Source organism: Dyadobacter sp. LHD-138, from assembly GCF_030929615.1.
Lineage (GTDB): Bacteria > Bacteroidota > Bacteroidia > Cytophagales > Spirosomataceae > Dyadobacter.
Map to the genome: position 1 here is coordinate 1 of NZ_JAVFVU010000018.1, position 24,708 is coordinate 24,708.

At 43.0% G+C, this 24,708-nt stretch carries 22 protein-coding genes and 1 pseudogene; 16 read left to right on the forward strand and 7 right to left on the reverse strand.

All coding sequences use genetic code 11. The annotated features are described in order from the left end of the window. The first annotated feature begins 135 nt into the window (after window positions 1-135). From RB622_RS14825 to RB622_RS30335, 3 genes and pseudogenes are all read left to right on the forward strand, one after another. Window positions 136-1,020, forward strand: a complete 885-nt coding sequence (locus RB622_RS14825) for a hypothetical protein (RefSeq protein WP_308047348.1) — start codon at window positions 136-138, stop codon at window positions 1,018-1,020. Window positions 1,021-1,187: 167 nt separating this feature from the next. After that, window positions 1,188-2,543, forward strand: a pseudogene (locus RB622_RS14830) (sodium:solute symporter family transporter); the annotation flags it as partial. Beyond that, complete coding sequence (locus tag RB622_RS30335; RefSeq protein ID WP_409021501.1) at window positions 2,462-2,692, forward strand: hypothetical protein; 231 nt, start codon at window positions 2,462-2,464, stop codon at window positions 2,690-2,692. The pseudogene RB622_RS14830 and the gene RB622_RS30335, both read left to right, overlap by 82 nt. Before the next feature lie 190 nt (window positions 2,693-2,882). Here the strand turns inward: RB622_RS30335 and RB622_RS14835 are convergent, their stop codons facing one another. Together RB622_RS14835 and RB622_RS14840 are read right to left on the reverse strand one after the other, a co-directional pair. Beyond that, the gene (locus RB622_RS14835) at window positions 2,883-3,329 is read right to left on the reverse strand and encodes a peptidylprolyl isomerase (protein ID WP_308047350.1); all 447 of its coding nucleotides are present in this window, start codon (window positions 3,327-3,329) and stop codon (window positions 2,883-2,885) included. 134 nt (window positions 3,330-3,463) lie between these two features. Continuing rightward, on the reverse strand, window positions 3,464-4,249 hold the full coding sequence (locus RB622_RS14840) for a lytic transglycosylase domain-containing protein (protein ID WP_308047351.1): 786 nt from the start codon (window positions 4,247-4,249) through the stop codon (window positions 3,464-3,466). A gap of 471 nt (window positions 4,250-4,720) precedes the next feature. On the opposite strand from RB622_RS14840, the gene glp reads away from it, so the two are divergent. The 5 genes from glp to moaA all read left to right on the forward strand — a co-directional run bounded on the left by glp (window position 4,721) and on the right by moaA (window position 8,852). After that, window positions 4,721-5,911, forward strand: a complete 1,191-nt coding sequence (glp, locus tag RB622_RS14845; protein ID WP_308047352.1) for a gephyrin-like molybdotransferase Glp — start codon at window positions 4,721-4,723, stop codon at window positions 5,909-5,911. Window positions 5,912-5,927: 16 nt separating this feature from the next. Then, a complete protein-coding gene (locus RB622_RS14850; RefSeq protein ID WP_308047353.1) occupies window positions 5,928-6,167 on the forward strand; it encodes a MoaD/ThiS family protein in 240 nt (79 codons plus the stop codon). Window positions 6,168-6,327: 160 nt separating this feature from the next. Next, the gene (locus tag RB622_RS14855; RefSeq protein WP_308047354.1) at window positions 6,328-6,777 is read left to right on the forward strand and encodes a molybdenum cofactor biosynthesis protein MoaE; all 450 of its coding nucleotides are present in this window, start codon (window positions 6,328-6,330) and stop codon (window positions 6,775-6,777) included. Between the two features lie 156 nt (window positions 6,778-6,933). Then, the gene (moaCB, locus tag RB622_RS14860; protein ID WP_308047355.1) at window positions 6,934-7,842 is read left to right on the forward strand and encodes a bifunctional molybdenum cofactor biosynthesis protein MoaC/MoaB; all 909 of its coding nucleotides are present in this window, start codon (window positions 6,934-6,936) and stop codon (window positions 7,840-7,842) included. Between the two features lie 17 nt (window positions 7,843-7,859). Further along, complete coding sequence (moaA, locus tag RB622_RS14865) at window positions 7,860-8,852, forward strand: GTP 3',8-cyclase MoaA (RefSeq protein WP_308047356.1); 993 nt, start codon at window positions 7,860-7,862, stop codon at window positions 8,850-8,852. Between the two features lie 305 nt (window positions 8,853-9,157). On the opposite strand, the gene RB622_RS14870 is transcribed toward moaA, so the two are convergent. Further along, on the reverse strand, window positions 9,158-9,385 hold the full coding sequence (locus RB622_RS14870) for a hypothetical protein (RefSeq protein ID WP_308047357.1): 228 nt from the start codon (window positions 9,383-9,385) through the stop codon (window positions 9,158-9,160). Between the two features lie 232 nt (window positions 9,386-9,617). Between RB622_RS14870 and RB622_RS14875 the strand changes: the two genes are divergently transcribed. Next, window positions 9,618-10,025 carry a hypothetical protein gene (locus RB622_RS14875; protein WP_308047358.1) on the forward strand — a complete coding sequence of 136 codons (408 nt, stop codon included), beginning with the start codon at window positions 9,618-9,620 and terminating at the stop codon, window positions 10,023-10,025. Window positions 10,026-10,071: 46 nt separating this feature from the next. Here the strand turns inward: RB622_RS14875 and RB622_RS14880 are convergent, their stop codons facing one another. After that, on the reverse strand, window positions 10,072-10,938 hold the full coding sequence (locus RB622_RS14880; RefSeq protein WP_308047359.1) for an alpha/beta hydrolase: 867 nt from the start codon (window positions 10,936-10,938) through the stop codon (window positions 10,072-10,074). Between the two features lie 468 nt (window positions 10,939-11,406). Here RB622_RS14880 and RB622_RS14885 point away from each other — a divergent pair, with 468 nt between their 5' ends. Continuing rightward, window positions 11,407-11,694, forward strand: coding sequence for an antibiotic biosynthesis monooxygenase family protein (locus RB622_RS14885; RefSeq protein WP_308047360.1), 288 nt, complete (start codon window positions 11,407-11,409; stop codon window positions 11,692-11,694). Between the two features lie 16 nt (window positions 11,695-11,710). On the opposite strand, the gene RB622_RS14890 is transcribed toward RB622_RS14885, so the two are convergent. Beyond that, complete coding sequence (locus tag RB622_RS14890; RefSeq protein ID WP_308047361.1) at window positions 11,711-12,301, reverse strand: hypothetical protein; 591 nt, start codon at window positions 12,299-12,301, stop codon at window positions 11,711-11,713. 125 nt (window positions 12,302-12,426) lie between these two features. On the opposite strand from RB622_RS14890, the gene RB622_RS14895 reads away from it, so the two are divergent. The 3 genes from RB622_RS14895 to RB622_RS14905 all read left to right on the forward strand — a co-directional run bounded on the left by RB622_RS14895 (window position 12,427) and on the right by RB622_RS14905 (window position 19,495). Continuing rightward, window positions 12,427-15,507, forward strand: a complete 3,081-nt coding sequence (locus RB622_RS14895; RefSeq protein ID WP_308047362.1) for a PVC-type heme-binding CxxCH protein — start codon at window positions 12,427-12,429, stop codon at window positions 15,505-15,507. Window positions 15,508-15,681: 174 nt separating this feature from the next. Continuing rightward, the gene (locus tag RB622_RS14900) at window positions 15,682-18,381 is read left to right on the forward strand and encodes a PVC-type heme-binding CxxCH protein (protein ID WP_308047363.1); all 2,700 of its coding nucleotides are present in this window, start codon (window positions 15,682-15,684) and stop codon (window positions 18,379-18,381) included. A 187-nt stretch (window positions 18,382-18,568) separates the two neighbouring features. Then, window positions 18,569-19,495, forward strand: a complete 927-nt coding sequence (locus RB622_RS14905; RefSeq protein ID WP_308047364.1) for a TIM barrel protein — start codon at window positions 18,569-18,571, stop codon at window positions 19,493-19,495. A 105-nt stretch (window positions 19,496-19,600) separates the two neighbouring features. Here RB622_RS14905 and RB622_RS14910 read toward each other — a convergent pair whose 3' ends face one another. Beyond that, window positions 19,601-19,912: an isoamylase early set domain-containing protein gene (locus tag RB622_RS14910; protein WP_308047365.1), complete on the reverse strand. Its 312-nt coding sequence runs from the start codon at window positions 19,910-19,912 to the stop codon at window positions 19,601-19,603. Window positions 19,913-20,256: 344 nt separating this feature from the next. Next, entirely contained in the window at window positions 20,257-21,228 is a 972-nt protein-coding gene (locus tag RB622_RS14915) for an aldo/keto reductase (RefSeq protein ID WP_308047366.1), read from the reverse strand. Window positions 21,229-21,382: 154 nt separating this feature from the next. On the opposite strand from RB622_RS14915, the gene RB622_RS14920 reads away from it, so the two are divergent. From RB622_RS14920 to RB622_RS14930, 3 genes are all read left to right on the forward strand, one after another. After that, on the forward strand, window positions 21,383-22,129 hold the full coding sequence (locus RB622_RS14920; protein WP_308047367.1) for a M23 family metallopeptidase: 747 nt from the start codon (window positions 21,383-21,385) through the stop codon (window positions 22,127-22,129). Between the two features lie 134 nt (window positions 22,130-22,263). Continuing rightward, entirely contained in the window at window positions 22,264-23,529 is a 1,266-nt protein-coding gene (locus RB622_RS14925) for an aminotransferase class V-fold PLP-dependent enzyme (protein WP_409021484.1), read from the forward strand. A gap of 530 nt (window positions 23,530-24,059) precedes the next feature. Beyond that, entirely contained in the window at window positions 24,060-24,671 is a 612-nt protein-coding gene (locus RB622_RS14930; protein WP_308047369.1) for a hypothetical protein, read from the forward strand. Window positions 24,672-24,708 lie beyond the last annotated feature (37 nt).

A 24,708-nucleotide genomic window follows, 5' to 3' on the forward strand; every position in this document is an offset into this window, starting at 1 on the left:
AGTAGGTTGTCTGCGGCCCATTTTTCCTGATTTGCTTATAACTAAAGATAATCAATTCTGAAAAAATAAACAACACTATATACGCAAAAAAAGAGACTGCCCTTTTGAGACAGCCTCTTAAATCATTGTATCAGCGTGCCTCACCGGAAAATCAACCCATTGACAAAATCCCGCATTACCGCTTTCGGTAAATTTCTTTTGGTCGGGTTGGTTTTTATTATTCCGGGTTATTTTTTTCTCTATCCTCAGATTTTCTATTGTCAGGTGATTGATTTCTCAAATTTTGAGAAAATCAGGACAAATATTTATGCAAGTCCTGATTTGGACGCCAGGCAGCGCGTAAATATTATTAAAGTAATCAAAAAGGCGGAAGCAAGGGTTGATTCATTCTGGTCTGGAAAACAGGCCAATCCAAAGGTGATCTTGTGCGGCACGCCACAGGAATATGAAAAATATTGCCAAAGCACGGAAGGTGCGGGGTGCAGCCTAGGTACGCCCTGGGGGCAATCTTTCGTGATTTTAAATGTCCAGGGCTTAAATGTGGATGTGATCAGCCATGAAATGAGTCATGTTGAACTTTTCAGGCGACTGGGTTGGTGGAAAACGACGACAGAAATTCCGCAATGGTTTAATGAAGGCATTGCACTCATGCTGGACCGACGTTTTGTAAGTAATCCGGATCCCATCGGACGTTATCTGGACTATACAGATGAATGGCTTTATCAGACGGGAGGCGGACAAAATATTCTTGAACTGGAAAATATTTCTTCAGTAAAAGGTTTTTTCTCAGGAAATCAAAAACAGGTGATGCTTGCGTATATGACTTCGGGGATGGAAGTTTCTTACTGGCTTGCCTTTGTCGGCGGAGAGGGGCTTTCGAAATTACTTTCAGAAATGAGAAATGGACAGTCTTTTGATGCGCGTTATTTGGAAATTGAAAAAGAGGCACGGGAGAGAAATGAAGTCGAAGTGCCTGCAAATTTGCTTCGTGTTCAGGATTTGGAGAAAATCGGTGGGTAAAGTGCTGCGATAATCTCCTTGTTTAGCCGTTTTAGCACAAGTTGGAAAATAAAGGCGGCAGATAGGGCCCTGCATGTATTTTCTACTTGCACTATTTTCTGAAAATAGTGTACCTTTCGGTTTGAGTAGAAATCGCTTATCCATTCATCTAATTTTTAATATTTGAAATGCAACAGTTACAAACCCTGGATTACATAGTATTCTTCTTTTACTTTATCGTAGTCTCGGGCTACGGTTACTGGATTTACCAACGGAAAAAAACTGGCACAGAATCTACAAAAGACTTTTTCCTTGCTGAGGGATCGCTTACCTGGTGGGCAATTGGTGCATCTTTGATCGCCTCAAATATTTCAGCCGAACAATTTATCGGGATGTCCGGTAATGGTTTTTCGATGGGTTTAGGGATTTCAACCTATGAATGGATGGCGGCCGCGACGCTGATTATTGTGGCGGTTTTCTTCATGCCAATCTATCTTAAAAATAAAATTTACACCATGCCGCAGTTTTTAAGTCAGCGTTATAACCCAACGGTGAGCTTAATTATGGCAATTTTCTGGCTGGCCTTGTATATCCTGGTTAACCTTACATCCATTCTTTATCTTGGTGCACTGGCGGTATCCGGTATTTCCGGCCTTGATTTTACCTTCTGTATGATCGCGCTGGCTGTTTTTGCGATCATTATTACGGTAGGGGGCATGAAGGTAATTGGTTATACAGACGTTATCCAGGTTTTCTTTCTCGTTATTGGTGGTTTGGCAACGACCTATCTGGCTGTTAACCTTGTTTCAGGTGAAACAGGAATTGATGGTTTGCTAACCGGTATGAAAATGATGCGTGAAAACCATGACGATCATTTTCACATGATTTTCCCTAAAAGCAGTCCGTTTTACATGCAGCTTCCCGGGTTAACGGTATTGTTAGGTGGTATGTGGATCGTGAATTTGAACTATTGGGGATGTAATCAATACATCACCCAGCGTGCTTTGGGTGCAGATTTGAAAACGGCCCGTAACGGTATTTTGTTTGCAGCCGGTCTTAAATTACTGATGCCGGTGATCGTGGTATTGCCGGGTATTGCTGCTTATGCGTTGTATAGCAAAGGGCTGTTTCAGGCCGAAATGTTAGGTTCTGACGGACTTATTAATCCTGATAAAGCGTATCCTGTACTGCTGAATTTATTGCCAACCGGTCTTAAGGGTTTATCTTTTGCAGCCCTAACAGCGGCAGTAGTGGCTTCCCTGGCAGGAAAGGCCAACAGTATTTCTACTATTTTTACACTGGATATTTTCAAAAATTACATCGGCAAAGATGCTGACGAGAAAAAACTCGTTTTGATCGGTCGCTGGGTTGTTGTCGTTGCGATGGTACTGGCCATTGTTGTTTCTCCTTATATGGGAATTGATAAAAAAGGAGGCTTTCAGTTTATTCAGGAAATGACCGGATTGTTGTCGCCCGGTATTTTTGCTGCCTTCATCATGGGTTTTTTCTGGAAAAGAACAAACTCGGCGGGCGCGTTGTTTGCCATCGTTGGTGGATTTTTAATTGCGCTGGCGATGCACAACAATTACCTTCCCGGTGCAGACTGGACGCAGGTTCCTTTCCTGGACCGTATGGGCTTGGTGTTCCTGATTTGCGTTGTGGTCATGTTTATCCTGGGTTTTGTCCTTCCTGACGAGAAAAAGGGATTACAGATTGATGTTTCCATGTTTATGCCGCATAAGAGTTTTGTAATCGGGGCAATAGTAGTGCTGTCGATTATTGCTATTCTTTACAATACTTTCTGGTAGATATCGGATACAGCATAAACAAGAACGGCCTGGAATTTCCAGGCCGTTCTTGTTTACTAGAGAAATACTAACTGCTTAGGCTACTTCTTCTTCGATAATGGTGATCTTCTGGATTTTGTCTCCCTGACGTATTAAATCAACTGTATCAACACCTTCAAGTACTTTACCAAAGCAAGTGTGGTTTCCGTCAAGGTGAGCGGTATTGTTACGGCTGTGGCAAATAAAGAACTGAGAACCACCGGTGTCACGTCCTGCATGGGCCATTGACAAAACACCACGGTCGTGGTATTGTTTTCCAGCACTAACCTCACATTTGATTTTATAACCCGGACCTCCGCGTCCTGTTCCTTCTGGACATCCGCCCTGAATCATAAAATCAGGAATTACACGGTGGAATGTAAGTCCGTCATAAAATCCTTTTTTAGAAAGCTCTACAAAGTTTTTCACTGCAATAGGCGTATCCTGGTCATAAAGCTCAATCAGCATAGTACCCTTATCGGTGATCATTTCTGCCTTTATCATGTTAATAAAACGATATTTGGATAAAAAATATGGAATTTACGGGTTGTTAGTACCGCTTGTGTATCATAACAAATGCAAAGAAAAGCATATTGCAGCCGTTTCCTTGCATCGTAACAATAATATAACCAAAGAAATTAAGAATCGGTTGCGGCGCTTGCGAATTGTTTAGAATCGCTTTTTAATTCGGAAATTTTTTTCTCTTCCCGGATCTGAACCATTTTTTCCAATACGTCCCCGCTGCCCCATTCGCGGCTTCTTTCAGGATTGGAAAACCATTCTTTTACTGCAAGTATTTTATAAATGTATTGAGTAGTTTCTGCGTTTAACCGAAGCTTAAAATAGTCGTCTTTATTTTGTGCGTTCATTCGGTTCTGGATGTGCTGTGGTCCCGCATTGTAGGCAGCTGCTACAAGTGTCCAGGAACCAAGCTGGCGGTGAAGTTCTTTCAGATACTTACCAGCTGCATGGGTGGATTTAACAAGATGTTTACGATCATCAACGGTTCCGTTTACGGTTAAGCCAAGTGATTTGGCCGTTGCAGGCATAAATTGCCAGTATCCACCTGCCCCTTTGTGAGAAGTGGCATCGTGATTCATGGCACTTTCTATTATTGGAATATATTTAAAGTCGGAGGGAACTCCGTACTTTGTCAGGATGGGCTCTATAATTTTCATCCTTTTTTCTGCGCTCGTCATCAGTTTACGGAAAGAATTGGTATCGTAATTCCTGATCATTTTCTGGTACCGCTCGGCAATGCGCATCTCCGTTAGGGGCACCTTTTCGCCACAAAAATTAATGGCAAGAAGGTTTGAGTTGATTGTTAGTTCAGTCTTCAATTCCTCCTTTTCTACCTTCAAGTTGCTAAGTGAAAAAATACCCATTGATGCAATTGAGAAGGCAATAAAGATTAGTCTAATCATCCATGTTTTATTTCGTTCGACATAATTTTATCCGGTTTCCCGGGGAGCAAAGATAACGCTATTGAATTAATAAAATTTCATTTTACTGTAAAAAGTTGATTTGCAGGTAATTGTGTAATTTTGTTTTTGAACTAATTTAAGATGTGAAAATTTCGTAGTTTTTACCGGTGACAATTGCTTTCTAATCGTCAGAACGCTATTTTATAGAATAATCATTGGAAATCACTTTTGGATACAAACTGAATTTTTGAAAGTTCAAATTGGAATTTTCATAGGGGATATTTTTTTATTTTTTATTTACTGGTTTTTATCAACCGGTAAATCCGGTGCTTTTTAATTGAAATTTGTTCAAATGACCAGTCAGTAACGGGCTAAATGTCTGATTATCTGGTCGTATATTTCAGCGTAAAAAGATGCATTCCGTTCGGCTTATAAATAGTAACTTGCATAGTCAGACAGCAAAAATTCACAATGGTCACAGTTGAAGAAGCAAAAAGGAGAATAGTTGGTAACACAACCGTATTGATTTCGGAAAATCGTGCCGTGTCGGAGGCGACGGGTTATGTATTGGCCCGCGATGTACTGGCAGGCTTTTCGCTACCTTCTTTCAGACAATCATCGATGGATGGTTACGCTGTTTTTCATGAAGATATCACAGAAGAAAATGTGACATTGCCCGTTGTGGGGGAATCAAAAGCAGGAAAGGCGGAAAAACTTGTTTTGAAACCAGGAACTGCTATACGTATTTTCACAGGCGCTCCGGTGCCAGATGGAGCAACGGCAGTCATTATGCAGGAAAATACTTCGGTCGAAAATGGATCTGTAACGATAAAAGAATATCCCGTCACAGAAAATAGGAATCTTAGAAATATCGGACAGCAGATCAGGCAAGGCGATATTGCCCTGCCTGTGGGGGCGTATGTTTCAGGAGGGACTGTTGGCTTTTTGACCGGATTGGATATTGAAGAGGTCGAGGTATATCGCAAACCAAAGATAGGCATTCTCGTGACCGGCGATGAATTGGTCAAGACGGGGGAAACCCTGGCACATGGACAGGTCTACGAATCCAATTCGGCCATGTTGGTAGCGGTATTAAAGCAGGAAGGTATTTTTGATGTTGAAATACATTATGCCGCAGATGATTTGTCATCCACGATCAGTGGTTTGGAAAACTTAGCAGAAAGTAATGATGTTGTCATGGCGACTGGCGGCGTTTCAGTGGGGGATTATGATTATGTAGGAAAGGCCTTGGAAGCGATAGGAGCGGAGACCATATTTTATAAAATCCGGCAGAAGCCGGGGAAACCTTTGCTTTTTGCCAAAAATGAAACGACAAACTTTTATGCTCTGCCAGGAAACCCGGCATCGTCACTTGTGTGTTATTACGAATATGTGCTGCCGGCTTTAAGGCTGATGTCGGGTAGAAAAGATTGTTTTTTACAGTCATTCGCATTGCCTGTTTCGCACAATTATTCTTTTAACGGAGAAAGAGATGAATTTTTAAGAGCATTTGTTTCAGATGGAAAGGTAACATCGCTGGAAGGACAGGAATCATTTGCACTCCGTTCTTTTGCAGTTGCCAACGCATTAATTTATTTGCCTGTGACGCAGCAAACCGTGCAGGCTGGAGATTTGGTCGAGGTTCATTTGCTGCCGATTTGAAAAATTACCCATGGAAATGACTATCAATATTCTATATTTTGGAATGCTGGCCGAAATTACGGGTCTTGCCAGCGAAACCTGGCTACTCAAAGACGGTTTAACTGTTGGTGACTTAAAACAGGAAATTGGGGATAAATATCCTTTAATACGTGATAAAAAATTCAAAGTGGCTGTAAATCAGCAAATAGGGGATGACGGAACGAAAATTTCATTCCAATCCGAAGTCGCTTTATTACCGCCTTTTGCGGGAGGATAATTTGTGCCCACCCGGGATGACTGAGATTATTTCAGTTTCCGTTCGATAATCTGAGGTTAATCCTCGGATGTCTTAGGGGTTAAATAAGTTACTTAATTGATTAAACTGAGATTAAATCTAAAATTTGGACCATTGTTATTGGTTCCGTTCAAAAGTGATCATGGATAAAATTCATAAACCAAAAAAAGTATTTGTACAAGGACCGATCAGTCCGCAGTTTGTTGCCGATTCTATCGCCAGGCACCAGTCCAAGGTGAATATCGGTGCGCATGCGATTTTTCTGGGACAAATTCGTGCGGATGAAAAGGAGGAAGGTTTTGTGACCGGCATTGAATACTCGGCTTATGAGGAAATGGCTGAACAGGCGTTCCATGCGATAAGGGAGGATGCTTTTTCAAAGTTTGACCTTACCTGTATGCATATTTATCATAGTCTTGGATTGGTGCCAACGGGCGAGATCAGCCTTTTTGTTTTTGTTTCTTCCGTCCATCGCCGTGCTGCTTTTGAGGCTTCTGAATATATTGTTGACGAAATAAAAACAAAGGTGCCTATTTTTGGCAAGGAATTGATGGGACCGGCCGGGGAGTATGTCTGGAAAGAGAATAAGTGAGTTAAGTAGTAGTGAAAAATTAGTCCATATTATTGATTTTTATAATAAGCTATTTATCATTCGTTTACTAAGCTAATCTCATATCGCTAACCGCTCCTTATTTCAGATGTAAAGATCATTTTGCCTTAATTTTTATTTTTCATTGTTTTCTTTCTGATGGTTGATATTACGCATAAGACTAATACGTTACGAATTGCTACTGCGCAGGCTGTTGTTGTGGTGAGTAGGCCTGAGACCATTCATGCGATTCAAAACAAGCTGGTGCCCAAAGGTGATGTTTTTGAAATGGCAAAAGCGGCGGGATTACTGGCGGTCAAGAAAACGCCTGATTTGTTACCGGATTGTCACCCGATTCCCATAGAATATACGGCCGTTGCTTATCGTATTGAGGATCTGACCATTGTTATTGAGCTGACGGTCAAGACAATTTACAAAACCGGCGTTGAAGTGGAGGCGATGCACGGCGCTTCGGTGGTGGCGCTTACGCTGTACGATATGTTGAAGCCGATTGACAAAGGTGTGGAGATCAGGAATATAAAGCTGCTTGAAAAACGCGGCGGAAAGAGTGACAAGAAAGCCATTCCGGAAAATCTGAAAACCGCCGTTATTGTATGCTCCGACAGTATTTCAAAAGGTATCGGAGAAGATAAATCCGGAAAAAAAATCATAGGAAAATTTGATACACTGGCCATTAGCGTTAGTGATTACAGCATCATTCCCGATAGCAAATTCATTATTCAGGAAAAAATACGAAGTCTTTGTGATCTGGATTATCAGCTGATTGTAATCACCGGCGGAACCGGATTGTCGACGAGAGATGTTACTCCTGAGGCTGTCAGTGAACTTATTGACCGCGAGATTCCTGGGATTTCTGAAACGGCGAGACAGTACGGACAGGAACGTATGCCTACATCCATGTTATCAAGATCAGTTTCCGGATTGATTGGTAATACTTTGGTTTTGACAATGCCTGGCAGCACTGGCGGCGTTACTGAATACATAGACGCTTTATTTCCGCACGTCTTGCACGTTTTTAGTGTTATAGAGGGTGGGAAACATGATTAATAACATTGACAAATAAAATGCCTCAACCTATTCTGGATACATTCGGTCGAAAACATACTTATCTGAGGATCTCCCTCACGGATAAGTGTAACCTTCGTTGTACCTATTGTATGCCGCAGGAAGATATGCAGTTTATGCCGTCCAAATGGCTGATGCAGGCAGATGAAATCCAGACGCTTGCCGGGATTTTTGTCGATATGGGTGTTGAGAAAATACGCTTAACGGGCGGGGAGCCATTGATCAGGAAAGATGCGGGGCAAATTATCCGTGACCTGGGCACTTTACCAACCGCGCTGACTTTGACGACCAACGCAGTTTTTGTTGATCAGTTTATCGGCGACCTGAAAACTGCGGGCGTTCGCTCCCTAAACGTCAGTCTGGATACGCTGAATGAGCAGTCCTTTAAAAATATTACCAAAAGAGACCATTTCGGAAAAACACTGGAAAGTATTCGTTTGCTGATTTCAGAAGGTTTTGTGGTGAAAATCAACATGGTTGTTATGCGGGGCGTTAATGACAGCGAAGTAAATGATTTTGTACGATTAACGCTTGATGAACCTGATCTGCATGTCCGTTTTATCGAATTTATGCCGTTTAATGGTAATAAATGGGACATGTCGAAAATTGTCTCTTACAATGAGCTGCTGGCTGATATTAGCACGCAATTCGATTTCGAGCAAATTGAAGGTGAATTGCAGGATACCGCCCATAATTTTAAGGTAAACGGGGGAAAGGGAACATTCGGGATTATTGGCACGGTAACCCATCCTTTTTGTGCCGGCTGCAACCGTATCCGTTTGACCGCGGATGGAAAGCTCAAAAACTGTCTTTTTGATACAACGGAGATTGACCTGCTCACACCGATGAGACGCGGCGAAGATATTCGGTCATTGATTTACACGCATTTTCAGAAAAAACATTTCGCACACGGCGGGCATATCGACTTTTCCGAGAAGAATGCGAGAGAAGATTATGAACAGAATCGCAGGATGATTGCGATTGGTGGATGATAGGCTGACGCCAGTTTCAAAATTCGGAAGGTTTTCGGTATTGATAGCATGTATCTGAACCGTCTGGATATTCTCATAAATTGAAAAATGTATGGAATACGGGAAGATTTCTGTCAACGCTATTCTTACATCGTGATATCGCAAGGCGTATAAAAAGGGAGATTTTTTAATTAAAATAAGCTTTCTCTTAATCTCGGATTTGAATTTTTGTCCTAATCCTTTGCTGTGATATTCGTAATAGTCAGCGGCATCGATTATGTCCTGCAATGATTCAGGAGTAAACCGAAGGTGGTATGAGGGAGACATTATTCAGCACCTAATATTTTAAAAGCGGGATCTTCCTCAATTAATAACGCTGAATTATCTTTATACTTTTCTATACGTTGGTTAACCAAATCCATGTGCCACTGAGGGATTTCAGCTTCTTCATTATTGGTTAAAATCTCAATAGCTTCCATTTTCTGCAAATCTTCAATGACGGAAGTCGCATACTCTTTTTTTACCCTGATATGATATGTTAAAGCCATAGCCATAGCGATTGTTTTCTAAGTGGTATAGCAGCATTACAACTTATATCAAAGATAACGAAATCAACGAAGAAATAGTGAGTCTTGATTGTTGACAATAGAATCAACAATGGTTCTTTGCGCTTTAATTCAAGAACCACTCAACCCACATTTTTTACCGCTCATAAAACCGGTGCAACATGAGGTTTAATGAAGGTATCATTGGTGAAAGTTATTAGCCAATAAAATCTTCAAGGTCATGAAAAACTTACAGAAAACCTTCATTGCTGCTTTCTGCGGCTTGTTGCTGAGCAATTTTGTTTCAGCAGAACAATTACAAAATTCACCAGCTGAAAAATACGACGAATCCTTCCGTGTGGGGATGTATCGGGTAAAAAATTCACTTGTCATGAATCTGTTACTCGAAAAGGATAAAGGTGTTGGGTTGCATTTGAAACTTATGGATGCCAGAGGTAGAGTGCTGCACCAGGAATACATCGGTAAGGGGCTTAGAAAAGTAGGCCAAAAATTCGATTTTTCAGAAATTAATGACGGAGAATATAAAATTGAAATTACGAACGGAGACGAACGGATTGTCAAAAACATCAGCTTGTCGACCACCGAAATTGCAGAAATAGCCGGGCGCCGTTTGGTGGCCTTAAACTAAATAATCAGGGTTGCGGACCCTTTTCATCGGATCCGCAACCCTGATTTTATTTCATCCATCCGTTGGCTTTTAGCCAGCCTTCCATCGCGGCGGGCCAGTTAACCAACGATCCTTTTCCTTCGGTACGCATGGCATAACCATGGCCGCCTTTTGGGTAAAGGTGCATTTCTGCGGGGATCTTTAATTTTTTCAAAGCAAGATAATACGCAATACTGTTTTCCACCGGAACGCCGCCGTCATCCATAGCGTGTACAAGGAACGCAGGGGGCGTTTTTTCACTCACCTGCAATTCGTTGGAATAATATTTGATCAGTTCTTCTGATTTATCAGGGCCCAGCAAATTGTCTCTCGAACCGCTATGTGCCAGCTCAGGCATAAACGAGATAACCGGATACATCAAAATTGAAAAGTTAGGTTTGGACTCTTCGGAAGCTTTGGTACCCAAATTGTAGTGTGTGGAAAGCGTTGCAGCCAAATGTCCGCCTGCTGAAAATCCCATAACACCTATTTTATCCACATGGATGTTCCACTTTTTTGCCCCCTGCCGAATCAGTTTCATGCCCTGCATCGCGTCCATAAGCGGTGCTTCGTGCTGATGTTCCATGGCTTTCACGTCGGGAAGCCGGTATTTTAAAACAAAAGCAGAAATACCACGCTCGTTAAACCACCTGGCAAGGTCGCTTCCTTCATGTGAAGCGGCCAGAATGCCGTATCCGCCGCCCGGACAAATCATCACGGCGGCTCCTGTCGCTTTTTCTTTTGGCGCGATATAGGCTGCCATGGTAGGCACGGTTACGCCGCTGATCCTTAAAATACCATCCGCAGCGGTAACTGATTTTTTTTCTACGGTATTCGTTTTATTATTTGGGACTTTTCCATTGGGCCATAGCGATATGACTTCATTTTGTGCCATAGATTGTAATGATAATAACGTAAGGCCAGCAGACATTATAATCGAATTTGTTTTTTTCATAGATTAAGGATCTTTCTTTCAAAAAGACGAACAATGCGGATCTTTACCCTCGGATTGCTTAAACCGTATTACCAATACTGAACTTTTAAATTTAAGAAGAGGATGCAGTTTAATTTTGACAACCTGTTTTGAGACCAGATCAATAATTTTTTTTAGTATAATATAAATATTTTTTATTCCGTAAAGGCGAACGAGAGAAAAAGAGTTAAACAAATTAAGTTATTATTTTATACTAATGAGTAGCTCGGTATAAATCAAGTCTTTCAGAATCAGCTCTCCATGAAGTTTTATTTTTAAGCCTGTTTGACATATTCTAATAAATAGCTGTACTGGATGCGGGATTTGTTAACACACGGTTTGGATTTATTTTTTGGATTTTACTAAGTTGCCAATATAAAGCGTGTTGCCGTGATCATACGAATAGTAAGAATGACCTTTTTGCCGGAAAAGATAAGTGAGTTTCAAAGTATTTTTGAAAAATGTCAGCATGGTATCAAACAAATGCCGGGTTGTCTGCATCTCGAACTTTGGAGAGATTTGGACAATCCCAATGTTTTGATCACCCACAGTCATTGGGAAACGGAAGAATATCTGAACGCATACAGGCGCACCGAATTTTTTGGCCTGGTCTGGAAAAAGACAAAGGCGTTGTTTGCGGACAAGCCCCTGGCTTTTTCTGTGGAAAAAATAGTGTAATAAAATTATTTGCCCATTATTTTTTTGCGGGATTGATCATGATATGTGCACGGTGTGTTCCCGGATCCATGATCCAGGGCATCCCAGGAACGTCTGGTTTAAGTGGTAAACCCGTGCTCTCGGCCGTGGCAAAAGGAATATAAACGACATAGCGCAAATAACCATCTTTTACTTCGCCTGTGTTACCATCATAGTTTTCCGTTGATCCCGAAAAAGAATACAGTGTCGATGGTTGTTTAGGCATTTTCAGCTTTCCGGATTTTACTTCTTTTTCCCTGATATCAAATATCTCCTTTTGATTTTTACCTTCTTTGGTCAGTACGCGTCCTCTCTCCATAAAAGGTTCCAGATCTGCATGATAGCAAGAAACGTTTATAGCTTCTTTTTTGGGGTCGTCGGCAATGCAGACAAAATCATTCGAACCTGCTCTGAGTACTTTAAATGTGCCGTCAGCGGCATATCCATACACTTTTGCCCTTGCCTGTTTATCGATCGGTGCAGCTAGTGAAGCGGTTTTTATCTGAATATCGGCAGCCGGGATCACCGTTTGTGCGTGTGCCTGAAAAGCGACGCAGATAGCGGCCGCATGAAAAAAAATCCTGTTCATGGTAGTAAATGATATGTGGCTAGTTTCTTATGATCTAAATTTAGCAATCTTTACTAAAAGAATCCTATAAATTCTGTTTGAAACGATTATTAACCGAGGAAAGCAACTGATTTAATTATACACCGATGAATTTCAAAAAACCGCTTACGCTATCAGCATCCGGTATGCTTGCATTGGGCGTTCTGGCAGCTTCTTACATGCGGACCAACCCCAGTACGGTACAAAGCCCGGGCCTGGATAGCTTGTATGAGAATCTGAGTACGGAGCAAAAACGTTCTCCGAAATATGCCGTAGCAGGCTTAAATGTGGCGAACGGGCTGGAAGCCACGCTTTTTGCCTCGGAGCCGACATTAACCAATCCGACTAATATTGATGTGGACCATCTTGGTCGGGTATGGGTTTGCGAAGCGTATAACTATCGACCGGCCATCAACGGCAATCCGACACACAAGGAGGGTGACCGGATCCTGATTCTGGAAGATACCAACGCCGATGGGAAGTCAGATAAAACCACTGTTTTTTATCAGGGTGAAGAACTGAATTCGCCGCTGGGCATCTGGGTGATGGGCAATAAAGTGATTGTTTCGCAGAGTCCTTATGTATGGTTGTTTACCGATGCGGACGGAGACGGAAAGGCGGATAAAAAAGAAGTTATTTTCGAAGGCGTTGGTGGCACCCAGCACGACCACGGGATGCACGCTTTTGTGTTCGGTCCTGATGGAAAACTTTATTTCAACTTTGGTAATGAGGGCGGACATTTACTGGATGGCAAGGGAAATCCGGTAACAGGCCTTGATGGTAAAGCCATTGATTTCAAAAAATACAAGCAGGGGATGGTTTTTCGCTGTGATCCGGATTTTAAAAATATTGAAGTTCTGGGAAATAATTTCAGGAATAACTATGAAGTAGCTGTCGACAGTTATGGAACGATGTGGCAGTCGGACAATGATGATGATGGCAACAAAGGTGTGCGTATCAATTACGTCATGCCGTATGGAAATTACGGTTATACGGATGAAATCACGGGAGCTGGCTGGCGTGCAAACCGCACGAATATTGAAGATTCCATTCCTTTCCGTCACTGGCATTTGAATGATCCGGGCGTCGTGCCAAATCTTTTGCAAACCGGGGCAGGTTCTCCTACGGGGTTAATTGTGTACGAAGGACGCTTATTGCCAAAAGTGTTTTGGGATCAGATGATACATTGCGATGCCGGACCCAATGTAGTGCGTTCGTACCCTGTTCAAAAGGCAGGTGCTGGTTATGCTGCTAAAATCGTTAATGTATTGGAAGGGAAACGTGACCAGTGGTTCCGTCCGTCCGATGTTTGTGTCGCGCCAGATGGTTCTCTGATCGTCTCAGACTGGTATGATCCGGGCGTTGGCGGGCACCAGGCGGGTGATCAGAACAAAGGCCGTTTGTATCGTCTGGCACCCGAAAATACGCCTTATCGCATTACCAAAGCAGATTATACAACGGCTGTCGGCGCTGTTCAGGCGCTCCAAAGTCCGAATCTTTCGGTACGTTACCTGGCATGGGATGCTTTGGTGAAAATGGGCAGTAAAGCGCTTCCCGAGCTTAAAACACTTTTTGCAAGCAAGGAAAATCCACGGATGCGTGCCCGTGCATTATGGGCCATCGCAACGCTGGACAAAGTGGGTACGGAAGAGCTGGAATCTGCTTTCCGTGATGCCAATGCGGATATTCGTATCACGGCGCTTCGTGTCGTTCGTGAAAAGAGAAATGCTGATTTGACAAAATACCTGAAATTACTGGTCAATGATTCGGATGTGCAGGTTCGTCGTGAATGTGCTTTGGGGCTTCACGGAACGGTTTCTGCCGATGCTCCGGAGCTGTGGGCGCAGCTTGCACAGCAATATGATGGCAAAGATCGCTGGTATCTTGAAGCCCTGGGTATTGGTGCGGAAGGTCAGTGGGATTCATTTTTTAAAGCCTGGGTTGCCAAAGCCGGTGCTGATCCGATTGCGACCAATGCCGGAAAAGATATTGTCTGGCGTTCAAGAAGTAAGGAGTCTGTGAACCTGCTGGCTTCCCTGGCAAGTGATCCCGGCGTTGATCTGAAAAGTCGTTTGAGATATTTCCGTGCCTTCGATTTTAACCCGGGCGCGAAAGAAAAATCGACCGCACTGTTGAAAATCATGAAGGGAAAAGCACAGAATCAAAACGAAATCAATGAGCTGGCTCTTCGTCACCTGGACCCGGCTTTTGTGAAACAGTCGCCTGAGGCGATGACGTCTTTGAAAAAATTGCTGGATGCAACCTATGGCACAGCCACTTATATGGAACTGGTTTCACGCTATGAAATTCCTTCTGAAAACAGTCGTTTGTTGCAGCTGGCCACGGGCAAGGCGCCATCGAATATTAGTCGCAGTGCTGGTCAGCAGCTTTTAAAACAAAACGGTGCGCCGTTGCTTTGGGCAACAATCAAAGGAAAGAATGCGCAAAAAGCGGCATCTGCGCTGACTTCCATTAAAGGTGTGGGTAGCAAACAGTCGCTGGATATTTTGAAAACAGTTGCTTTGGATGCCAAACAACCCATTGACCTGCGTGTGGAGGCAACCCGTTCTTTGGGCGGTACCATGAGCGGAGAAGATCTTGTGCTGGTATTGTTGAAAGAAGGTAAAATAACAGGCGAGTTGAAAACGGCTGCGGTTCAGGGATTAAGTGGCGCGTGGCGTAAATCGGTAAAAATGGAAGCTGCCAAATATCTGGAAGGCTCCGGAACGGTTGCCAAAAAACATCCTGACCTGAAAACGTTGGTTGGTATGAGCGGCAATGTTGCGAAAGGAAAAGAAATTTTCGGGATGTATTGCACCGTTTGCCACCAGGTTAACGGACAGGGAATTGATTTTGGGCCTAAACTTTCAGAGATCGGAAGCAAGCTGCCTAAGGAGGCGCTTTACGCTGCGATATTCGAACCAAGTGCCGGTATCGGTTTTGGGTATGAAGGTTTTGAAGTTACGCTAAAAGACGGTTCTTCGGTTTCTGGTATTATTTCCAGCAAAACAGAAACGGATCTGATCATGAAATTGCCGGGCGGTGTGACGCAGGAATATAAAATGTCGCAGGTTAAGTCCATCAAACAAATGGCTGACTCCATGATGCCGGCTGGTCTTCAGGATGCGATGAGCACCGATGAATTGGTAAATCTTGTTGAATATATGAGCAGTCTGAAGAAAAAATAATTTTTTAATTTTCAGTTTAGGCTCCGATTGCAGCCAGTTGAAACACTTTTGTTTTAACTGGCTGTTTTTTTATTTATGTCGGTGACTTAAAACTCTGATTTTGTTTCGTTAATCTGAAAAAGAACTGGTAATTTTGAGGTCGTCCAATAGTTATTTGCTCCATTGAATTAAGTTTTGAAACAATTAAATTACATTAAGTCCGCATTTCTGGTTGCCACAAATCTTTGCTTTTTTGTTGTAAGTGGTATGTGTCAAGTGGTTGATTCTCTGATTGTAGTACATCCTGACAGTTTGTATGCCTCACTTTCAGAATCTGAAAAGAGATTTTCCAGAAATGCCGTGGCCGGTTTAAAAACAGCCGATGGCCTGGAAGCAACGCTGTTTGCCTCAGAACCGCTGATCACAAACCCGATCAATATCGACGTGGATCACCGCGGCCGTGTCTGGGTTTGCGAATCCTACAATTATCGTCCGGCGGTAAACGGAAAATCGGAGCTTAATGTCGGTGACCGGATAGTTATTCTGGAAGATACCACCGGCGACGGGAAAGCGGATGTTACCAAAGTTTTTTATCAGGGGCCGGAGTTAAACGCTCCGCTTGGGATATGGGTGATGGGCAACAAGGCAATTGTTTCACAAAGTCCCTATGTATGGCTTTTCACCGATACCGACGGAGACGACAAGGCCGATAAAAAAGAAGTACTTTTCAAGGGAATCGGTGGAACGCAGCAGGATGCGGGTGTTCACGCTTTTGTTTTTGGTCCTGACGGGAAATTTTATTTTAACTATGGCAATGCAGGAAAGCAGCTGGTGGACGGACAAGACCGACCATTGCTGGATAAATATGAAAGGCCGATCAATTTCCGTCAATACCGCCAGGGAGTCGTTTTTAGGGTAGATCAGGAATTTCGTAATGTAGAAATTCTCGCGGAAAACTTCCATAACGGTTTTGAAGTAGCCGTTGATAGTTATGGAACGATGTGGCAATCCGATCAGGAAGAACCTGGAAATGGCGCCGATCGTGTGAGTTATGTCATGGAAAATGGGAACTTCGGTTATATCGATGAGATGAGCGGAGCGAGCTGGCGTATCAATCATACCAATCTGGAAGATGAAATTCCGCGCCGTCACTGGCATCAGAACGATCCGGGTGTTGTGCCTAATTTACTGGAAACAGGTTCGGGACTGCCAATGGGCATGGTCGTTTATGAAGGAGATTTATTGCCGCGCAAATTCTGGGATCAGGTTATTCTGGCCGATGCCGGGCAAAATGCCGTCACTTCTTATCCGGTTCAGCCGGATGGAGCGGGATTTAAATCGGTTGGTATTAACCCGGTTGTCGAAGGTACAAGGGATAAATGGTTCCGTCCGACAGATGTTTGCGTGGCGCCGGATGGCTCGCTGATTGTATCGGACTGGTATGATCCTGTTGCCGGTTCTCATAAAATGAAAGACAGAAGTCGGGGCAGGATTTTTCGTATAGCGCCTCCGGCAACACCTTATAAAATTCCGGTTTATGACCTGACAAATCCGGTGGAAGCGGTTCAGGCGCTTCAAAGCCCTAACTTATCCCAACGTTACCTTGCCTGGAATGCTTGTGTAAAACTGGGTTGGGCAGCCGAGCCAGAGCTGGAAAAATTATTCAGGTTATACAATGGAAACCCTAAATTAAGGGCGCGTGCACTTTGGGTTTTGAATAAAATTGAAGGATTTAACCACAGAAATCTCGATGTCGGTTTCAGAGAATTGAATCCGAATTTACGTATTACGACGCTCAGGGCCGTTCGTCAGCGAAACAGCGACCCGACAGAATATATCAAACGGTTAACTTCGGACCCTAATCCGCAGGTACGACGCGAGTGTGCGTTAGCCATCAATCATAACCACACCTATGAGGCGCTTGACGTTTGGCTTCAGCTGGCGCAGCAATATCCGGGAAATGACAGATGGTCGGTTGAGGCATTAAGTATTGGTGCGATCGGGCAATGGGAGCGTATTTTCCCGGCCTGGCTTGCAAAAGCTGGAAAGAATCCCGGTGCAACAAACGCAGGAAAAGATATTATCTGGCTGGCCAGAACGAGACAGGCGATTCCTTACCTGACCGATTTGGCAGCGGATACGTCGGAGACCTTTAAAAACAGACTGCGCTATTTCCGTGCTTTTGACTTCTTTCACGCCGGTTATGAAAAATCGCAGGCGCTGATGCATGTGATGGATGTGAAATCTTCGGACAGGATTGAAGTAAGTAAACTCGCGCTGTTACATTTGGACAAATCTTTTGTAACAAACTCACAGCAGGGATTATCCGCCTTAAACAAATTGCTTGACGAAACATACGGGACAGAAGATTATATTGAACTGGTAACCCGTTATACGCCGGAATCTGAAAATAACAGGTTGTTCCAAATGGCGATCAGTAAATCCGAAGGGGTGCTTGGGCGTGATGCGGGTGCGTTGTTGCTGAATATCGCAGGGGTTTCTTTTATTACGGATAAATTTGGAACATTAAGTGATGCGAAAAAGTCGGCTTTGCTGGCGTCATTGCAAACGGCAGGGAGTTCCGAATCTGTGTACATTTTGCGTTCTGTAATCCTTGATGTAGGTCAGAAAGAATCTGTAAGAGCCGATGCGGCGCGTTATTTGGGTGCAAGCTGGCCAGGAGAGGATGCCATTGTGAAATTGTTAAAGCAAAACCAGATTGACGGAGATATCAAAGAAGCTGCTTTGCAAGGGGTAAAAAATGCTTTCAGAGAAAATGTAAAGGCCGAGCTGGCTCCTTATTTCCCTAAACCGGTTGAAGTAGTAACGGTTGCGGAAGAGGCTCAGCCAAAAGAAAAAAGTAAAAAGGAGAAAAAAAGAAGGAAGAAAGGCTAAGGTTTTCACACAAAGTAAACTAAGAAAAGGGCAAAGCACGCAAAAGGTTTAAACTTCGCGTTCTTTGCTTTTTTTCTTATCCTCTTTGCGTGAAACCGGTTCAAAAACCTTATAATTGAAATTTTAATCGGTATAAAACCAGGACGTTTTTCTTTACATTCTAAAACCATAACACAAAAACTAAATCATGCTCCGCAGAAACTTTGTTAAATCATCACTTGGATTAGCTGGCGTTGCTATTGCAGCAGAAGAGGCCTTCGCTTCTTCAACTTCACCCATGGCAAAGAATAAATTCAAACTTAAATACGCTTCCCACTTCGGCATGTTCCAGAACAGCGCCGGTAAAGATGTGATCGACCAGCTGAAATTTATGGCAGATCAGGGTTTCATGGCGTTGGAAGATAACGGTATGATGGGACGTTCGGTTGAGGAGCAGGAAAAAATAGGGAAAGAAATGACCCGTTTGGGCATGGAAATGGGTGTTTTCGTCGTAGATAAAGGTGGTAACGGAGCCAATACCCTTGCGGCAGGAAAGAAAGAATATATCGATATTTTCCTGAATGGATGTAAAAGAGCAGTGGAAACGGCCAAACGTGTCAATGCAAAATGGATGACCGTAGTGCCTGGTGACTTCGAACGCAACTTACCAATTGGTGTACAGACGGGCCACGTGATTGATGCCTTGCGCAGAGGTGCTGAAATATTGGAACCGCACGGGTTGGTCATGGTTTTGGAACCTTTGAGTGATTCTCCGAATTTATTCCTGCGTACTTCCGACCAGACCTACGAAATATGCCGTGGCGTGAACAGCAAATCCTGCAAGATCCTGTATGATATTTACCACATGCAGAAAAATGAAGGACGTCTGATTCACAACATCAACATGACGTGGAGCGAAATCGATTATTTCCAGATAGGAGATGAGCCTGGAAGAAAAGAGCCTACAACGGGTGAAATTAACTACAAAAATATTTTCAAGTATATCTACGACCGTAGCAAGAAAGAAGGGAAGAGCTTCATTATGGGGATGGAACACGGAAATTCCCAGCAAGGAAAAGAAGGGGAAGCTGCGTTGATCAAGGCGTACGTTGATAGCGACAGCTTTATCATTTAAGGTTTCGTTTTAAAGCAAAAGGAGTCAATTTTTAAAGAAGTCAAGTTTTCAAAACTTAACTTCTTTAAAAATTGACTCCTTTTATTTGGTCGTCGTTGGAGCCAGTTACAATACCACAACCGAATTTTCTTCATCGTCTACCCCCGCAGGTACGTACTTATCAGCTTCCCAGTCATTTTCCCATTTCTCATTATCCAAAAGATAACGGAACTGGTATTCCTTACCCGGAACAAGGTCAAGACTGCCTTTGAAAGAGCCGTCTTTTTGTTTTTTTAATGCAATTGCCTCTTCTGGATTCCATCCATTAAATTCGCCGATAAGTGAAACTTTTTCAGTTTTTTCAACGGCTTCAGCTGGCAGCGAAAATGTAACTTTTACAACCGGCTTGCTTTTTAAGTATTGTTTTGTAATTGCCATACTTTGTAGTGTTTTTTAGTTGGTGCGACAAATATACAATCAAAAATTATACAAATAAATGAATATCAGTATAATAAATCTTAAAGCTCTTTGAATAGTTATATGACAGTATTGCAAAAAAGGCTTCTACTGCAATTTTTTAAAGCATTTTAATAAAAAATAAACAAAAAAGCAAAGAAAATATTTGTCATTTACAAAGATGAGAAAAGTGCAATAATAGTTACAAAATAACAGTGTTATTTTTCTGTTTCTTTTCGCAAGAATTCGCTTTTGAACAATAAAAAATCCCTTACAACAGATTAAGGTTTTAAGGGATTAAAATAAACTGAACCATAGCTAAAAAGCTATTGAGACCACTCGGTAGGTTCTCTGTCCCAACGATGTTTTTTCAGTTCTTCTGTTAACGCTTTGGTTAATCGTATGCCATCGCTTGTTGCAATGTTGGAGCGCACGTGAGCGAGTTTGCGCATACCCGGAATGGTGGTATGGACATCAGGGTTTTCCAGAATAAATCGCAGGGCTAATTCGGGCATTGTCATATGGGCCGGAACTATCGGACGCAATGCTTCGGCGCGATCAACGCTGGCATTTAAATTTTCGGGAACAAAATAAGTCGAACGCCAGTCGTCTGCCGGGAAAGTGGTTTCCTTGGTCAGATTTCCGGATAAAGTTCCTTCGTCCAGAGGGACACGGGCGATAACACCAATATCCAGTTTATTACAAAGTGGGAATAACTGGTCTTCGGGCGCCTGATCGAAGATATTGTAAATAACCTGTACGGCATCGATCAAACCTGTTTCCAGTGTTTTTAAAGCATTATTAGGTTCCCAGCGGTTGACACTGATTCCCCAACGTTCCACTTTGCCGTCTTTGGTCAGTTTTTGTATGGCTTCTTTCCATTCATCTTCATGCGCCCAGGCGTCTTCCCAAACGTGAAATTGAAGCAAATCAATCGTTTCAACACCTAAATTTTTCAAACTTTTCTCAGCATACTCGATGATGTAATCGGCGGGAAAAACATCTTTTAAAAGAAAGTTGGGTTTGGAAGGCCACTGACGGTTTTTAGGTGGGATTTTTGTGGCCGCGTATAGTTTTTTGTCAGGATTTCTGCGGATCAAATCACCCAGTATTTGTTCGCTCAATCCTTCGGCATAACCCCAGGCCGTGTCAAAAAAATTACATCCCGATTCAACGGCCAGATCCAGAGCGTCTTCAATTTCCTTGCGGTCCGAGCCGGTCCAGCCAGCAAGTCCCCACATGCCATAACCTATCTCACTGATTTGCCAGTCACTACGTCCAAAACGGCGGTATTGCATCTTGTTTATGTTTAGTTGTTTTACTTTAAAGGAATTTATAGCACATTTTTAATCCTATTGAAATACATTTGCTGCAATTTATTATATTTAGGAAGATACAGGGGTTATTAAAAACAAAATGTCGTTTAGCTGGAGAAAACTGTTGGAAGGTACAATGAAAAGAATAATTGGCTTGCTGCTGATTGTGGGGATTGCAGGATGGAATACGCAAACCATTCCGGAAAATAGCATGCTGACGTATTGTGCTACTTTTCGGCAGATACAGCAGGATATCCGGGATTGCGTCATAACTCCAGATTCGGCGGCCAGGGCCTGGCAGGACAATATCAGGAGTATCAGGGCAACGTTTCGTAGCGGTGATACCTGCCGGATGGGGGATTCTACTTATTTCGTGTTTCCGATCAAAGGATATACACCGGAAAACTCCATTGGCGGCAGAGGAATGGGGTATAGAGCAGATGGTTTTGACCTTTTCGATATGGATGTAAAAGGAAGCCATCCGGCACATGACCTTTTTGTGTACGATAAAAATCAGGATAATCTCGATGACCGTACCTGGAAACCGGTGGAAGTGCTGGCATTTACATCCGGCGTGGTGGTGGCGGTGGAAAATAACTGGAAATATGACAGCGATTTGCGGGGCGGAAACTGGATATGGATTTATGATCCCTGTCTGGACGGGTTATTCTATTATGCCCATAACAATGTTTTGTTCGTGGAGCCAGGACAATGGGTGAATGCCGGGGACAAGATTTCAGAAATGGGCCGGAGCGGCTTCAATGCATTTAAGAGACGCTCGCCGACGCATTTACATCTTATGTTTTTGAAATTAAATAAAGACGGATTGCCCGAACCGGGCGATACGTATGACTGGTTGATGAATTCAATCGTAAAACAATAGCCGGGTAGCGAAGGAATGGAGCAGGATGGTGGCCTGGGCAAAATTGACGAAAAATTTATTTTAGCAATATTTTATTATCACTCCGCTTAAACTACTTCCTAACCCCTTTTGCTATGAATAACCGCCGGTCTTTTATGAAAAAAAGTGCTGCCCTGGGTATGGGCGCATTTGGCCTGGACAGTCTTTTTAATGAAATCCATGCCGCTGATTTCCAGAACGCTGAAAAATTTTGGAGGGACGACAGTGAAACCAATGACAACTACTGGGGAACCATTCAGGATGCTTATACCGCCAGTAAAAGCGAGATCATTATTCTGAATAACGGTGGTGTTTCTCCGTCTCCGATTGTGGTCCAGCAGGCACTGGAAAAATATAACAAGCAAGCTGCACAAGGGCCGTCTTACTACATGTGGCGGATTATGGACAAGGGGCGTGAGCCATTACGGCAGCGTTTGGCAACCCTGGGTGGTTGTGATCCCGAAGAAATTGCCATCAATCGCAATGCCACCGAAGCACTCAATACGGTCATTTTTGGATTGCCTTTGCAAAAAGGTGACGAGGTGATAGGGACGAAATTTGATTATCCAAACATGATGAATGCCTGGCGCCAGCGTCAGCTGCGCGACGGGATCGTCTATAAACAATTGTCTTTCGAGTTTCCGATTGAAAACGATGAACAGATCGTAAAAGCTTACGAGGATGCAATAACGCCGCAGACGAAGATCATCCACATTACCCATATCGTCAACTGGATCGGGCAGATTATGCCGGTGAAAAAGATCAGTCAGATGGCGCATAAAAAGGGAATTGAGGTGATTGTGGATGGCGCGCACTCCTTTGCGTTGCTCGACTTCAAAATTCCGGATTTGGAATGCGACTACTTTGGAACCAGCCTGCATAAGTTTTTGAGCGCGCCTGTGGGTAGCGGCATGATGTGGATCAAAAAAGATAAAATTGCCAAGATCTGGCCGCTGGTTTGTAATCAGGAACCAACCAGTGCCGATATCCGTAAGTTTGAAACATTGGGCACGAGAAGTTTCTGTATTGAGCAGGCCATTGGTGAAGCCATTAATTTTCAGGAAGGTATTGGTACAAAACGTAAACAGGAACGTATTCATTATCTGAAAAAATACTGGGCGGAGCGGGCAAAGGAGATTCCCGGGGTGAAAATTCATACCTCGCTGAAACCCGAATATTCCTGTGCGATCGCGGGAGTAAGCGTTGAGGGTTTGAAACCGACAGAACTCGACAGTAAGTTATTCAGCGATTTTAAAATCCATACGGTGGGAATCAGCTATGAAAGCGTTCAGTGTGTCAGGGTTACGCCTCATGTGTATACCAAAATAAGTGATCTGGATAAGCTGGTTGACGCTTTGGAGAAAATAGCGAAGAAAGTTTAATTAAGAATGGCTTCCGTGCGGTTCATATTTGAGGACATAGCCTAAGCACCCGGTTGCCTGGCTATGTCCTCTTTGTTTGATGTTCAAGTTTTCTTGTACGTTACCAGAAGATTTTTCAGCATCTCATTATCCTTAATTTTACCCATCGTTTAAGATTCTTGTCATTCCTGGTTAATTTAATTGGTCGTATCAAAACCACGAAACGTTCCTACGGAACGAAAACCAGATCGATCTATCCCTAGTTTCTACCAACAAAATGTCCTGATGGGACAAAAATATTCGGATGTTTCCGTGTTTTTGTTCCAATAGGAAGATTTCGTTGGCAGCCATGATCTTTTTAATTGCTTTGAAAATGATCTTCGGGTAGCGTATTTTTCTTGAAAACCACTTATCCATTATGTTAACCGTTTTTATTGCAAAAATGAGGTTAAAAGTAAGGGATATGACCGTTTGAACAAATTGGTTTCGCTCCTGTCGGGTAAACCGTTACCTTTGATATTCTTTAAACGGAACAAATTCTGTTATAAACCATGACACAACAACGCAAAGGTTCTTTTATTAAGAGGGCCAAGGATATTACGCTTAGCAGCGCATTAACACTTGCCATTTTGTCGGGAGGTGCGATAATGACGGGCTGTTCATCAAAGGATGATGAATCTGATTATAGTTATGAAGAAACGACTTATTCCAAAGGGATCCGTTCACATATTAAAGAGGTAAAACCGGGTGAATTTAAAATTACCGACGAAGAAAGTGTGGCGGCAGACAAATCGCTGGCCATTGTTACTTATCTCGACGGGCATACGGATTCGCTGTCGACCACCGCTGCCAAAGCATTGATTGACAATGAAATTCGCAATAATCAATCTTCTGTGGGGCATCACAGTGGACTTTCCAGTATGCTTTTGTATGGAGGTATGGGTTATATGCTGGGACGAAATTCAGGAAACGGTTATATGAATAACTACCGCAACAGTGAAACTTCCCGGGGAGGATTTTATGCGAATCCGGGTGCATTCAACAAATCGCAAAGTGCTTATAACGACGTAAATGCCTCGCGTTCAACCAGGGTGGTAACTTCCAGACCGGCTGGCGGACGTAGCGGATTTTTTAGCAGATTTTCAGGAAGAAGCGGAGGCTGATCACCGGCGTTCGAAGTAACATTTCTGACTATTTTAA

Bases quoted from the DNA above. Each gene is read 5' to 3' on its own strand.
- RB622_RS14840 (WP_308047351.1), bottom strand. From the start codon at position 4,249: ATGATTAGACTAATCTTTATTGCCTTCTCAATTGCATCAATGGGTATT.
- RB622_RS14855 (WP_308047354.1), top strand. From the start codon at position 6,328: ATGGATAAAATTCATAAACCAAAAAAAGTATTTGTACAAGGACCGATC.
- RB622_RS14835 (WP_308047350.1), bottom strand. From the start codon at position 3,329: ATGATAAAGGCAGAAATGATCACCGATAAGGGTACTATGCTGATTGAG.
- RB622_RS14925 (WP_409021484.1), top strand. From the start codon at position 22,264: ATGAAAAAAAGTGCTGCCCTGGGTATGGGCGCATTTGGCCTGGACAGT.
- RB622_RS14930 (WP_308047369.1), top strand. From the start codon at position 24,060: ATGACACAACAACGCAAAGGTTCTTTTATTAAGAGGGCCAAGGATATT.
- RB622_RS14870 (WP_308047357.1), bottom strand. From the start codon at position 9,385: ATGGCTATGGCTTTAACATATCATATCAGGGTAAAAAAAGAGTATGCG.
- glp (WP_308047352.1), top strand. From the start codon at position 4,721: ATGGTCACAGTTGAAGAAGCAAAAAGGAGAATAGTTGGTAACACAACC.
- RB622_RS14880 (WP_308047359.1), bottom strand. From the start codon at position 10,938: ATGGCACAAAATGAAGTCATATCGCTATGGCCCAATGGAAAAGTCCCA.
- RB622_RS14890 (WP_308047361.1), bottom strand. From the start codon at position 12,301: ATGAACAGGATTTTTTTTCATGCGGCCGCTATCTGCGTCGCTTTTCAG.
- RB622_RS14875 (WP_308047358.1), top strand. From the start codon at position 9,618: ATGAAAAACTTACAGAAAACCTTCATTGCTGCTTTCTGCGGCTTGTTG.
- RB622_RS14915 (WP_308047366.1), bottom strand. From the start codon at position 21,228: ATGCAATACCGCCGTTTTGGACGTAGTGACTGGCAAATCAGTGAGATA.
- RB622_RS14905 (WP_308047364.1), top strand. From the start codon at position 18,569: ATGCTCCGCAGAAACTTTGTTAAATCATCACTTGGATTAGCTGGCGTT.
- moaA (WP_308047356.1), top strand. From the start codon at position 7,860: ATGCCTCAACCTATTCTGGATACATTCGGTCGAAAACATACTTATCTG.
- moaCB (WP_308047355.1), top strand. From the start codon at position 6,934: ATGGTTGATATTACGCATAAGACTAATACGTTACGAATTGCTACTGCG.
- RB622_RS14910 (WP_308047365.1), bottom strand. From the start codon at position 19,912: ATGGCAATTACAAAACAATACTTAAAAAGCAAGCCGGTTGTAAAAGTT.
- RB622_RS14895 (WP_308047362.1), top strand. From the start codon at position 12,427: ATGAATTTCAAAAAACCGCTTACGCTATCAGCATCCGGTATGCTTGCA.
- RB622_RS14850 (WP_308047353.1), top strand. From the start codon at position 5,928: ATGACTATCAATATTCTATATTTTGGAATGCTGGCCGAAATTACGGGT.
- RB622_RS14920 (WP_308047367.1), top strand. From the start codon at position 21,383: ATGAAAAGAATAATTGGCTTGCTGCTGATTGTGGGGATTGCAGGATGG.